This window comes from Nocardia yunnanensis (genome assembly GCF_003626895.1).
Taxonomy (GTDB): Bacteria; Actinomycetota; Actinomycetes; order Mycobacteriales; family Mycobacteriaceae; genus Nocardia; species Nocardia yunnanensis.
Genome location: NZ_CP032568.1, coordinates 6,869,885 through 6,882,338, shown reverse-complemented (window position 1 = coordinate 6,882,338; position 12,454 = coordinate 6,869,885). Strand labels below are relative to the sequence as shown.

Below are 12,454 nucleotides of genomic sequence, written 5' to 3'. Positions count from 1 at the left end.
CGGCGTCTCAGATTCGGCGGAGCTCCCAGTCCGACGGCAAGCCCGTGACGTGCGCGTCGTTGCCGGTGGCCTCGATGGTGATGCTGGCCGAGCCGAGTTTGAGATCGGCCAGCCGGATGGTGCCCGCGCGTTCGGGCAGCCGCGGGGAGACGGTGAGGGTGCGGGTGGGCACATCCGGTTGCAGTCCCAGGAACGAGCGCATCAGCAGCAGTGGCGCGGCACTGGCCCAGGCCTGCGGTGAACACGACGTGGGATACGGGACGGGCGAACGGAATTCGGTGCGGGCGAAGCCGCAGAAGAGTTCCGGCGGGCGCGCGCCGAATTCCAGGATCGCCTCCAGCAGCCCGGTCGCGAGGTGCTCGGCGAGTTTCAGGGCGCCGGGAATGTGGGCGTAGCGCAGCAGCCCGGCCACTGCGATCGCGGTGTCGTGCGGCCAGACCGAACCGGTGTGGTAGCCCATCGGATTGAACCGCCGATCGGCCGAGGACAGGGTGCGCAACCCGAACCCGGTGTTGATGTCGGGGGCGTCGAGGCGTTCGATCAGTTCGGCGGCCCGCTCGTCGGGGACGATCCCGGTCCACAGGCAGTGGCCGGGATTGCTGGAGACCGAGTCCACCGGGCGGTCGGAAGCGTCCAGCGCGAGGGCGTAACAGCCGGCGCGCGGCAGCCAGAACCGTTCGTCGAACCGGGTGCGGCGTTCGAGGGCGCGGGCGCGCAGCCGTTCGGCGGTCGCGTGATCGCCGTGCGAGTCGGCCAGCTCGGCGCGGCCGAGTTCGGCCGCGTAGGCGTACCCCTGCACCTCGCACAGCGCGATCGGCGGCTCGGCGAGGCGGCCGTCGCTGAAGCTGATCGCGTCCCAGCTGTCCTTCCAGCCCTGGTTGGCCAGGCCGCGGTCGGTCTTGCGGTGATACACCAGCAGCCCGTCGCGCTCGCCGTACTCGGTCATCCAGGTCAGTGCGGCGTCGGCGGCCGGAATCAGTTGCCGGACAGCGGATTCCGCGACGCCCCAGCGATGGCATTCGGCCAGCAGCATGACGAACAAGGGAGTGGCGTCGACGGTGCCGTAGTAGACGGTGCCGCCGAGCACGCGGTCGCTGCCGGGGCCGTGACGGCGTTCGTGCATGATGCGGCCGGGTTCCTCCTCGGTCACCGGTTCGACCTTGGTGCCTTGGAGTTTCGCGAGCTGTCGCAGCGTGCCCAGCGCCAGATCGGAGTCCAGCAGCAGCGCCATCCAGGAGGTGAGCAGGCTGTCCCGGCCGAACAGCGCCATGAACCACGGCGCGCCGGCCGCGACATAGGCGGTGCCGTCGGCGGGATCGTCCAATCGCAGTGCGCCCAGGTCGGTTTCGGTGCGCTGCAGGATCGAGTTGAGGCCCGGTCCGCTGGCGGTCAGCGAGGTGGTGGTGGCACGCCAATGCCGGATCTTGCGGACCGGACCTTCCTCGTCGTCGTCGATGTTCATCGGCACCGCGCGATGACCGCTACCGGGCCCACAGCGCACGGTGGTGTGCCAGACGCTGCGCCGGGCCACCACGATATCCCAGGTCAGAAAGCCCGGCTGGATAGTCGGCTCACCGTCGGCGGTGATGACCACCTCGCGGCCGGAGTTGGCACGATCGACCAGCCGCAGGGCGTCCGCGGCGACGCTGAATTCGCAGCCGCCGCCGTGCACGCGGCCCTCCTTGACGGCGAACAGATCGGCGAAATCGGTGTCGGCGGTGAGGGTTACGGTGATCGCGGTGTCCTCGTCGCCGAGATTGTGCACGGTGATCACCTCGTGCATGCCGTCGCCGATGGTGCGGCGGCGCTGCACCAGCACGGTGGCGTCGGCGACGCCGTGCGGCGGGGTCTTGCGGGCCACGAACCGTCCCCGGAACGGTTCGCGCACCAATACCGAAAGCTGTTCGGGCGGAAGGCCGTCCAGGCGCAGATCCCAGCGGCTCAGCAGCCGGGCGTCGCGATGGAACAGGCCGTGGGCGGTGCCGGGGTGAATATCGCCGAGGGGGTCGGACAGGCAGAAGGTGCTCGCCTCGACCAGCGTGACGACACCGCCGACACCCGAAACGGGTGTCGGCGGTCCGGCGTTGAATACGCTCACCGGCGGCCACTCGGCAGGCGGGTGCCCCGCGGGCTGGGCGGGACGGGTGTCGTGCGCGCCCGGTTGCGGCGATACGCCGACTGCGGTGAGCGGGCGGTCGCCGGGGTCACCGGCGTCAACGGGGTCGCCGGTTCGGGCGGGATCGCCGATTCGGCCGGCGCCGCCGACAGAATCGGCGTGGTCGACAGGATCGGCGTGGTCGACAGGATCGGCGTGGTCGACAGGATCGGCGTGGTCGACAGGATCGGGGTCGTCTCCGCCACCGCCCGGTAGTAGGCCTCTTCGTAGCCCTGGGCGAAACGTCCGGTGGCGAAATACTTCTCGACCCGCTCCCGGCAGGCCCGCGGATCGATCTCGTCGATGCGTGCGATGGCGTCGGGCAGCTCGTCGGGGGATTCGCAGATCCACCCGGTGACCCCGTGCTCGACGACCTCAGCCACCGCGCCGCCGCGCAGCGCGATCACCGGGGTGCCGCAGACCATCGCCTCGATCATCACGATCCCGAACGGCTCCTCCCATTGGATGGGGAACAGCAGACAACGTGCCCCGGCCAGCAGTTGCCGCTTGGCCGCCGCGTCCGCCTCGCCGAACACATCGTCGTCCGGACCCAGCAGCGGCCGCACGAACTCGTCGAAGAAGGCGTGCTCGGGCGGCTCGTTGCACTTGCCCGCCAGTATCAAGCGTAGTCCCGCGCTGTGCGCGGCCTCGAGGGCGAGGTGCGGGCCCTTGTAGGGCGCGTACCGGCCCAGGAACAGCGCGTAGTCCAATTTCTCGGTGCGGAACGGCCATTCGTCGGGGTTGATGGCATTGTGCACGCGCGCGATCCAATTCAGATCGGGCGCGAGTTCGCGCTGCCGGTCGCTGATCGCGACCAGTCGCACGCTGTCGTCGAAAGCGCGGTAGTACTCGCGCATTTCGGCGTCCACCGGTCCGTGGACGGTGACCACGGTCGGGATGCCGAGCGCCCGGTAGGCGGCGGCGTTGCCCGGTCCGGCGAAGGTGTGATCGTGCACGACGTCGATGGGATCCTCGGCGTGCAGCTCCTGGATGACGCGCCACGCCTTCATGGCGTGCACGATCTCGGGATACGGCTCACCCAGCCGGTGGGTCAGCACTTCGTCCCAGACGGGGATGAAGTCGGCCTTGGTGCCGGGCCGGCCCGCGCCGATCAGCGTGACCCGATGCCCGCTGTCGACCAGTTCGTCGGCCAGCGACGCCACCACCGCCTCGACGCCGCCGTATCCGGTGGGCGGGATGTCGAAGTACGGGGGAGCCACCAGCACGATGTGCAGCGGCCGCTTGGCGGGTTCATCGACGATGCGTTTGCGAGAATGGCCGACGGGGTGAGTATCCCCGTCGATATCCAATGCCAGAAGTTCTAATGCGTCACGCAAATCCGCATCGGTGGAAAGTTCGTCACTCATTTCAAAGCTCCTCGTCGTTGAGGGTGAAACTGAGCCAAACTGTCGTCCACAGTTCCATGACCCGGCCCGTCCAGGCAAGGCGAATTCGGACACTGTCCGCGGTTGTGACCGTATGGTTACGCGAATGTTTGGGTGATTCTCACCGGGGTATCACCAATGATTGCCAGGTATTGTCCGAACCATTGTTTCGTGAATTATAGAATCCATTGAGGTGATCTCATCAACTTCGGTGTGTGCTTGAGGGATTCGGGCATTCGGGAGTTTCGGGACTTGCCCGGTCATGGGCGTGGAGTCCCAGGTAGACCGGTTTTCTCCCACAGAATTCCGATGCCTGAAGGACTCCACGTGATCGCCTATCGTGCCATGCTCGACGTGTCCCGGGAGCTGGTCTGCCATGTTTCGCGGTTGCTGGCCGCCCAACGGCGAGCCCGGGGCACCCGCCGCGGTGCCCGGGCGCTGACACCGTTTCGGCAGGCGATGTTCGTGCTGGCCTGGTTCCGTAAACGCGAGGACATCGCGGTGCTGGGCGCAGGTTTCGGTATCAGCCGCTCGACCGCCTGTTACGGCGGCTATAGCGGTGGGGAAACGCCCGGTCCCATTCCGAACCCGGAAGCTAAGGCCACCTGCGCCGATGGTACTGCACTCGACAGGGTGTGGGAGAGTAGGACACCGCCGGAACATCATTCCAGAATAGGGGACCCTCACGGGTCCCCTATTCTGCGTTTCAGCGCCCGCGCCGCGTGGACGCAGATGCTCGCGTGCTTCAATTTGAGGTGCGGGATACACCCGCGACCCTCACGCGAGCCAGCGCCGCGGCCGGGTACGGCAGGCTTACAACACTAGAGAGGGATCACCGTGGCGGAGCAGAACGACGGCCGCAAACCCTTCCGCCGCAATACCAGCGGTGGGACCGGACAGGGCGGCTACGGCCGGCGTGATGACAGCGAACGCCGCGATGAGGGCCGGTCGTACGGCGGACCGCGGCGGGACGGCGGCAACCGCGAGGGCGGCTTCACCCGCGGCGGTGGTGCCAACCGCGAGGGCGGCTTCAACCGGAACCGCTCCGAAGGCGACCGCGATCGCGGCGGCTATCGGAGCGAGGGCGGTCGCGGCGGCTCCGATCGCGACAGCGGCAGCCGCGGCGGTTTCAACCGCGGTGACCGCGACGGTGGTTTCAACCGCGGCGAGCGCCGTGGAGGCGGATTCAATCGCGGCGGCGGCGAGCGCCGCGAAGGTGGTTTCAACCGTGGCGGTGGCGATCGGCGTGAAGGCGGTTTCAACCGCGACGATCGTGGTGGATTCAATCGCGGTAGCGGCGACCGGCGCGAGGGCGGCTTCAATCGCGGTGGCGGCGAGCGCCGTGAAGGTGGTTTCAACCGTGGTGGCGGTGAGCGTCGCGAGGGCGGCTTCAACCGTGGCGGTGGCGACCGTCGCGAGGGTGGTTTCAACCGTGGTGGCGGTGAGCGTCGCGAGGGCGGATTCAACCGTGGCGGTGGAGACCGGCGTGAAGGCGGTTTCAACCGCGACGATCGGCGTGAGGGTGGGTTCAGTCGCGGTGGCGGCGACCGGCGCGAGGGTGGCTTCAATCGTGGTGGCGGTGACCGGCGTGAAGGCGGTTTCAACCGCGACGATCGTCGCGAAGGTGGGTTCAGTCGCGGTAGTGGTGAGCGTCGTGAGAGTGGGTACAGCCGGGACCGGCGTGAAGGGGGAGCCGAGCGCGGGGAGCGGCGCGAGGGCGGGTTCAATCGGGGCGGTGAGGGCCGCGGCGGCGAGAATCGTGGTGGCGGAAGGGGATTCGATCGGGATCGTGGGGGGCGCGACGAGCGGAAGCCGTTCGTGCGCAACGGGTTCGGTGACGAGCGGCGTGAGAAGGGCGGGGAGGGCAAGGATTTCGGGCGGAGCGGCGAGGGGGCGCGGTCGTTCGAGGGGCAGGACCGTCGGCGGGGCGGCGAGGGTGCGCGGGTCGGTAGCGGGAAGCCGGGGGAGCGGCGTTCGGGTCGGCCCGATGAGCCGGCGCTGCCGGACGATGTGCAGGCCGCCGATCTCGAGGGCGCCGTTCGCCGCGATCTGCTGAGTCTGGACAAGAGCAATGCGGAGGCGGTCGCCCGGCACCTGGTGATGGTGGCGCAACTGCTGGACGAGGATCCGGAGCTGGCGCTGGCGCACGCACGGGCGGCGCGGCAGCGGGCCGGGCGGATCGCGGTGGTGCGGGAGACCGCCGGTGTCGCGGCCTATCACGCGGGGGAGTGGGCCGAGGCGCTGTCGGAGTTGCGGACCGCGCGCCGGATGTCCGGCGGTTCGGGGCTGCTGGCCGTGATGGCGGACTGCGAGCGCGGCCTGGGCCGTCCGGAGCGCGCCATCGAGCTGGGCCGCAGCGACGAGGCGCGTGCCCTGGAAGGCGACGAGGCGACCGAGCTGCGCATCGTGGTCGCGGGTGCTCGCATGGATCTGGGCCAGTTCGATCAGGCCGTGGTGACCCTGCAAACCCCCGAACTCGATCCCGCGCGGACCGGTTCCGCTGCGGCGCGCCTGTTCTACGCCTACGCCGAGGCGCTGCTGGCCGCCGGTCGTGAGGAGGAGGCGCTGACCTGGTTCATGAACGCCGCCTCCGCCGACTTCGACGGCGAGACCGACGCCGAGGAACGCGCCGCGGACCTGTCGGGCGAGGATGACGGCGCTGACTGGACCGCCGCCTTCGACGAGGACGAGTCGGACGAAGACGACGAGGTGGAGACGGCCCTCGCGGACGACGAAGATTCCGCCGATGCCCTCGCGGATGAGGAAGAGCCGGAATCGGCTCGCGCGGAGGAGGATTCGGCAGCCACCGGCAAGGCCGAAGCTGCTGGCAAGGCCGAAGCTGCGGGCAAGGCCGAAGCTGCCGAGACGGGCGCAGCTACCGACTCCGGCGCGGCTGAGCGGCCCGCCACTTCGGGCGACGGCATCGAGAACTAGGACCCGGCAAGTGATTCCGACCGTGCGGCCGCGCCTCAGCGCAGCCGCACGGTCGTTTCGTATCTGTGAATGAGAGGGACTGCGTCATGCGATTGCGCGACCGCTTCGAGGCACTGCTGTTGGATCTGGACGGCACCCTGTTTCGCGGCCACGAACCGATTCCCGGTGCGTCGGAGGCACTCTTGGCCGGTGACTCCGGGCAGCGGCTGATGTATGTCACCAACAATGCGAGCCGTTCCGCGGATGCGGTGGCGCTGCATCTGCGCGAGCTCGGTTTCGACGCTCACGAGGACGAGGTGGTGACCAGTGCGCAGGCGGCCGCGCGACTGCTGGCGCAGCGTATCCCGCCGGGTTCCACCGTCCTCGTCGTCGGTACCGACGATCTCATGGCGGAGGTGGAAAATGTGGGCCTGCAGGCGATCCGGCGCTTCGACGGCGTCACCCCCAGCGCCGTGATCCAAGGTCATTCCACGCAGACGGCGTGGGCGGATCTGGCGGAGGCGGCCTACGCGCTGCGGTCGGGTGCGCTCTGGGTGGCCGCCAATACCGACGCCACCCTGCCCACCGAGCGCGGCCTGGCGCCGGGCAATGGTTCCATGGTCGCCGCGCTGCGCCAGGCCTCGGGTCTGGAGCCGCTGGTGGCGGGCAAGCCCTACGCGCCGTTGATGGAGGACGCGCTGGAGCGGGCGGGCACCCGAGATGCCTTGGTGGTCGGCGACCGGCTCGATACCGATATCGACGGCGCGCACACCACGGGACTGGAGTCGCTGATGGTGCTGACCGGTGTGAGCACGCTCGAGGATCTGCGGAAGCAGCCCGCCGATCGCCTGCCGACCTATGTGGCCGAGTCGCTCGACGCCCTCAATCACCCTGTCGCGGAACTGGATCCGGTGGTGCCCGGCAACGGTGATATCGCGGACGAGATCGCCGCCCGCCTGCGCAAGGCCTCCGGGCGTGCGATCGCCGTCGCCCAGGGCTGACGGTTTCGGCGAATTCTCGAGCGTCAGAACGGTTTTCGCGCTTCGATCAATGTCCGGGCGGAGTAGGCGACGAACGGTCCCGTACTGGTGATCTGCCGGTGCAGGTCGAGCAGGCGATCGCGGTACTGCTCGACGGTGAAGCCGGGGACCATCCAGATGACCTTGCGCAGGAAGTACACGACCGCACCGATGTCGTTGAACTCCACGCGCAGCCGCTCGGTCCGCGACCGCACGATCTCGAGGCCGGCGGCTCGCGCGTCGGCGGCCTCGATCTCGGGGTCGCGGCCGCGGCGGGCCTCCGGTTGCGGGCCGAGGAAGTATTCGACGAGTTCGAATACGCTGGCCGGGCCGACGTGCTGCGCGAAATAGGTGCCGCCGGGTTCCAGCACGCGTGCGATCTCGCTCCACCAGGTGGTGGCCGGTTGACGGCTGGTGACCAGGTCGAAGGCGGCGTCGGCGAACGGCAGCGGCGGTTCGTCCGGGTCGGCGACCACGACGACGCCGCGCGGATGCAGCAGCCGGGTGGCCTTGACCAGGTTGGGCGGCCAGGATTCGGTGGCGACCATGGTCGGCGGGAAGGTCTCGGCCTCGGCGAGCACTTCGCCGCCGCCGGTCTGGATGTCGAGCGCGGCCCGGGCGGTGGCGAGCCGCCGCGCCTGCTGCCTCTGATATCCCCAGGACGGCCGTTGTTCGGTGGCGCGTCCGTCGAGCCAGGAGAAGTCCCAGCCGTCGACCGAAACGGTCTGCGCCTCGGCGATCAATGTCTCGAAGTCGCTATCCATTTGCCCGATTCTTTCAGCCGCCCGCAAGAGGTTTTCCGAGGCACGCGGAGCGGGGGATCCGGAAGTGGTGGGGTACGTGTGTTCGAATGCGAGTTCGGGTAGCGTTGTCGCCACGATGACTACGCCCACGCCACCTCCGCAGATTCCCGCACCGCGGCCGGGTATGCCGGGACCGCAGGGTCCGCGCCCCGGGATGCCGCTGCCCGGTCAGCACTTGGCGGGTGCGAACCAGGAGTTCGCCGATCCGCAGCGGGTCCGGGCGGACGTGGATGCGCTGTTGGCCGAATTGTCGGCGGGCGCACCGAATCCGGGCTTCCCGGGCGCGCCCAGCGTGCACTCGGAGGGCACCGATATCGTGCGGCGGGCCAAGATTCTGGAACAGGCGCACGACGTGCTGGTGCAGGCGCTGGCCACGGTGGACAAGATCTGAGGTGGCCAGGCGCGCGCGGGTGGACGCGGAACTGGTTCGCCGCGGATTGGCGCGATCGCGGGAACACGCGGTCGAGCTGATCAACGCGGGCCGCGTCCTGATCAATGGATCGGTCGCCACCAAACCGGCGACCGGTGTCGAGACGGGTACGCCGCTGCTGGTGCGGGACGAGCCCGACGAAGTGCGGTGGGCCTCGCGCGGCGCGCACAAGTTGCTGGGCGCACTGGCGGCGTTCGAGCCGCAGGGCGTCTCGGTATCGGGCAAGCGCTGCCTGGACGCGGGCGCGTCCACCGGCGGCTTCACCGATGTGCTGCTGTCGCGGGGCGCGAAAGAGGTGGTGGCCGCCGATGTCGGCTACGGCCAGTTGATCTGGCGGTTGCAGAACGACGATCGCGTCCACGTGCACGATCGCACCAATGTCCGGCAGTTGACGCCCGAACTCATCGGCGGCCCAGTCGAATTGGTGGTCACCGACCTGTCGTTCATCTCGCTCGCGCTGGTGCTGCCGGCGCTGGCCGCGTGCTGTGCGCCCGGGGCGGATCTGCTACCCATGGTGAAGCCGCAGTTCGAGGTCGGCAAGGATCGGGTGGGTTCCGGTGGCGTGGTGCGCGATCCGGCGTTGCGGGCCGAGGCGGTGCGCGAAGTCGCCGCCGCGGCAGCGAAACTCGGGCTGCGCACGCACGGCGTGGTGGCCAGTCCGCTGCCCGGGCCCTCGGGCAATGTCGAATATTTCCTGTGGCTGCGCAAGGAAACCGGTGCGCCGGGGGATCCGGAGGAAACCGGCATCACACCCGGTGCGGGCGCGGACGTCGGTGTGGACGCCTACGATTCAGACGGTGACACCATCGCAGCCGACACGATTGCGGACGGTGCCACCACGGAGGCGTCGCGGGTGGCGGCGCTGATCGAGCGTGCGGTGCAGGAGGGTCCACAGTGAACGCGGCTAGCCCGGCCAGGGAAGTGCTGCTGGTCGCGCATCCCGGTCGGCCGGAGATCACCGATACCGCGCACCGGGTCGCGAAGATCCTGTGCGGGGCCGGGATCGGGCTGCGGGTGCTCGAGGACGAGGCCTACAGCACCCGGTTCGATCTCGACGACACTGGCGTGGCCGACGGCTACCCGGCGCGGGTCATGGCGCACAATCCGGACGCGGCGGTGGGCGCGGAGATGGTGCTGGCGCTCGGCGGCGACGGCACCTTCCTGCGCGCGGCCGAGCTGGCACGCAGCGCGGGCGTGCCGGTGCTGGGAATCAATCTGGGGCGCATCGGGTTTCTCACCGAGGCCGAGGCCGAGAACCTGGACGAGGCGCTCTCGCAGGTGGTGCGGCACGACTACATCATCGAACAGCGCATGACCATCGATGTCACCGTGCGCGTCGACGACCGGGTGACCGAGCGCGGCTGGGCGCTCAACGAGGCCAGTATCGAGAACGCCGCGCGCATGGGCGTGCTCGAGGTGGTGCTCGAGGTGGACGGTCGGCCGGTGTCGGCGTTCGGCTGCGACGGTGTGCTGGTGGCCACCCCGACCGGGTCCACCGCGTACGCCTTCTCGGCGGGCGGGCCGGTGGTGTGGCCGGAACTCGAAGCGCTGCTGGTGATTCCGTCCAATGCTCACGCGCTGTTCGCGCGACCCCTGGTGACCAGCCCGGATTCGCTGATCGCCGTGGAAACCGTGGCCACCGGCCACGATGCCATTGTTTTTCTCGACGGCCGACGCACCCTCGCACTGCCGCGGGGCGGACGGGTCGAAACGGTCCGCGGGGCCGAGCCGGTCCGCTGGGTCCGGCTCGATTCCGCGCCGTTCGCCGACCGGATGGTGCGCAAATTCCAGTTGCCCGTGACAGGCTGGCGAGGCCGCCCGTCTGCGCGAACGGAGAGCACGAGTGCTGACAGAGATCAGGATTGACGGCCTGGGCGTCATTTCCACCGCCACCGCACAATTCCATGAGGGGTTGACCGTTCTGACCGGTGAGACCGGTGCGGGCAAGACGATGGTGGTCACCAGCCTGCACCTGCTCAGCGGGGCGCGCGCCGATGCGGGGCGGGTCCGGCTGGGGGCGTCGCGGGCGGTGGTGGAGGGGCGTTTCACCGTGGACGCGGTGCACGACGGGGCGCTCGGCGAGGTCGAGGAGGTGCTGGAATCCTCAGGCGCCGAACGGGATGACGACGGCAGCATCATCGCGGTGCGGACCGTCGGCAGCGATGGGCGTTCGCGGGCGCATCTGGGTGGGCGTAGCGTGCCGGCGTCGGTGCTGTCGGATTTCACGACTCCGCTGTTGACCGTGCACGGGCAGAACGACCAGTTGCGTTTGCAGCGGCCGGATCAGCAGTTGCACGCGCTCGACCAGTTCGCCGCCGACACCGTGGCGCCGCTGCTGGCCAAGTATCAGAAGGCGCGAAAAGCGTGGCTGGACAAGCGCAATCAGTTGCTCGAGCGCACCGCGCGCAGCCGGGAGCTGGCGCTCGAGGCCGATCATCTCACCCAGTCGCTGGCCGAAATCGATGCCGTGGCACCGGAACCGGGTGAGGACGAGCATCTGGTGCACGAGGTGCGCCGGCTGTCGGATCTGGATTCGCTGCGCGAGGCCGCCTCGACCGCGCACGACGCGCTGGCCGGGCCCGCCGATTCGCCGGGGGAGGACGCGGGGGCGCTGGACCTGCTGGGTACCGCCCGCGCCCGCATCGAAGCCTCGGACGATCCGAAGCTGTCGGCGCTGGGACCGCGTCTGGGCGAGGCGATCTCGGTGGTCGTGGATCTCACCACCGAACTCAGCTCCTATCTGTCGGACCTGCCGTCCGATCCGGGCGCGCTGGAGTCCATGCTGACTCGGCAGGCCGAGCTCAAGACCCTCACCCGCAAGTACGCGCCCGATATCGACGGGGTGATCAAGTGGGCCGATGAGGCGCGCACGCGCCTGGCGTCGCTGGACGTGTCGGAGGAAGCGCTCGCGGCGCTGGCCGCCGAGGTGGAGTCGGCCGCGGAGAAGGTGCGCGAGACGGCCCGCAAGCTGACCGCCGCCCGCACCAAGGCCGCGGGCAAGCTGGCCGCGGCGGTCAGCACCGAACTCGGCGGGCTGGCCATGGGCCGGGCCCGGCTCGAGGTGGGCGTCGGTCCCGTCGTTGCGGGCGTTCAGGATTCGGCCCCGCTGGTGATCGACGGCCAGGAACTGCATGCCGGATCCACCGGTGTCGACGAGGTGGAATTCCGGCTGGCCGCGCATTCGGGGGCCCATCCGCTGCCGTTGAGCAAGAGCGCGTCCGGCGGTGAGCTCTCACGCATCATGCTGGCCCTGGAAGTGGTGCTGGCCAGCTCCGAGCACGGGACCACCATGGTGTTCGACGAGGTCGACGCCGGGGTCGGCGGCCGGGCCGCGGTCGAGATCGGCCGTCGCCTGGCACGTTTGGCCCGCACCCATCAGGTCATCGTCGTCACCCATCTCCCGCAGGTCGCAGCCTTCGCCGACACCCACCTGGTGGTCGACAAGCTCGACGACGGCAAGGCCGTCAAATCCGGCGTCAAGGCCCTCACCCAGGACGAGCGCGTCGTCGAACTCGCCCGCATGCTCGCCGGCATGGGCGACACCGAAACCGGCCGCGCCCACGCCTGGGAACTGCTCACCACCGCCGACGCCGAAAAGGTCGGCGCCGCCGTCTCGGGCGAGTAGTCGCACCTACGGCTTGTGCCCCGACGCGAAACCGGCCGGGACCCGTGGGGTTCCGGCCGGAAGGGGCCGCGCCATGACGAGGGATGCGCGGCGGCTCATGCGAGAGGCGGGCTATGACGGCCCT

8 protein-coding genes, 1 rRNA gene and 1 pseudogene are annotated in these 12,454 nt (G+C 69.5%); 7 read left to right on the top strand and 3 right to left on the bottom strand.

The window, feature by feature from the left end; all coding sequences use genetic code 11:
* Positions 1–7 precede the first annotated feature (7 nt).
* Positions 8–2,098: an amylo-alpha-1,6-glucosidase gene (locus D7D52_RS32150; RefSeq protein WP_120742415.1), complete on the bottom strand. Its 2,091-nt coding sequence runs from the start codon at positions 2,096–2,098 to the stop codon at positions 8–10.
* Positions 2,095–3,522 carry a glycosyltransferase gene (locus tag D7D52_RS32145; RefSeq protein ID WP_162958682.1) on the bottom strand — a complete coding sequence of 476 codons (1,428 nt, stop codon included), beginning with the start codon at positions 3,520–3,522 and terminating at the stop codon, positions 2,095–2,097. Before D7D52_RS32145 ends, D7D52_RS32150 begins: the two co-directional genes overlap by 4 nt.
* A 561-nt stretch (positions 3,523–4,083) precedes the next feature.
* Between D7D52_RS32145 and rrf the strand changes: the two genes are divergently transcribed.
* The 3 genes and pseudogenes from rrf (at position 4,084) to D7D52_RS32125 (ending at position 7,454) form a co-directional block, all read left to right on the top strand.
* Positions 4,084–4,200: ribosomal RNA gene (gene rrf, locus D7D52_RS32135) — 5S ribosomal RNA — on the top strand.
* A gap of 822 nt (positions 4,201–5,022) precedes the next feature.
* A pseudogene (locus tag D7D52_RS40475) lies at positions 5,023–6,192 on the top strand (hypothetical protein); the annotation flags it as partial.
* A 368-nt stretch (positions 6,193–6,560) separates the two neighbouring features.
* Complete coding sequence (locus D7D52_RS32125; protein WP_120742413.1) at positions 6,561–7,454, top strand: HAD-IIA family hydrolase; 894 nt, start codon at positions 6,561–6,563, stop codon at positions 7,452–7,454.
* 23 nt (positions 7,455–7,477) lie between these two features.
* On the opposite strand, the gene D7D52_RS32120 is transcribed toward D7D52_RS32125, so the two are convergent.
* On the bottom strand, positions 7,478–8,236 hold the full coding sequence (locus tag D7D52_RS32120; RefSeq protein ID WP_120742411.1) for a class I SAM-dependent methyltransferase: 759 nt from the start codon (positions 8,234–8,236) through the stop codon (positions 7,478–7,480).
* A 115-nt stretch (positions 8,237–8,351) separates the two neighbouring features.
* Between D7D52_RS32120 and D7D52_RS38575 the strand changes: the two genes are divergently transcribed.
* The 4 genes from D7D52_RS38575 to recN are packed head-to-tail and all read left to right on the top strand — an operon-like array spanning position 8,352 to position 12,330.
* On the top strand, positions 8,352–8,666 hold the full coding sequence (locus D7D52_RS38575) for a hypothetical protein (protein WP_246023453.1): 315 nt from the start codon (positions 8,352–8,354) through the stop codon (positions 8,664–8,666).
* 1 nt (position 8,667) lies between these two features.
* A complete protein-coding gene (locus D7D52_RS32115) occupies positions 8,668–9,603 on the top strand; it encodes a TlyA family RNA methyltransferase (protein ID WP_187703065.1) in 936 nt (311 codons plus the stop codon).
* Positions 9,600–10,571 (top strand): NAD kinase, encoded by a 972-nt coding sequence (locus D7D52_RS32110; protein WP_120742408.1) that lies wholly within the window; start codon positions 9,600–9,602, stop codon positions 10,569–10,571. The genes D7D52_RS32115 and D7D52_RS32110 overlap by 4 nt, the downstream gene beginning before the upstream one ends.
* The gene (gene recN / locus D7D52_RS32105; protein WP_120742406.1) at positions 10,549–12,330 is read left to right on the top strand and encodes a DNA repair protein RecN; all 1,782 of its coding nucleotides are present in this window, start codon (positions 10,549–10,551) and stop codon (positions 12,328–12,330) included. The genes D7D52_RS32110 and recN overlap by 23 nt, the downstream gene beginning before the upstream one ends.
* Positions 12,331–12,454: the final 124 nt, after the last annotated feature.

Bases quoted from the DNA above. Each gene is read 5' to 3' on its own strand.
- D7D52_RS32145 (WP_162958682.1), bottom strand. From the start codon at position 3,522: ATGAGTGACGAACTTTCCACCGATGCGGATTTGCGTGACGCATTAGAA.
- D7D52_RS32125 (WP_120742413.1), top strand. From the start codon at position 6,561: ATGCGATTGCGCGACCGCTTCGAGGCACTGCTGTTGGATCTGGACGGC.
- D7D52_RS32120 (WP_120742411.1), bottom strand. From the start codon at position 8,236: ATGGATAGCGACTTCGAGACATTGATCGCCGAGGCGCAGACCGTTTCG.
- D7D52_RS38575 (WP_246023453.1), top strand. From the start codon at position 8,352: ATGACTACGCCCACGCCACCTCCGCAGATTCCCGCACCGCGGCCGGGT.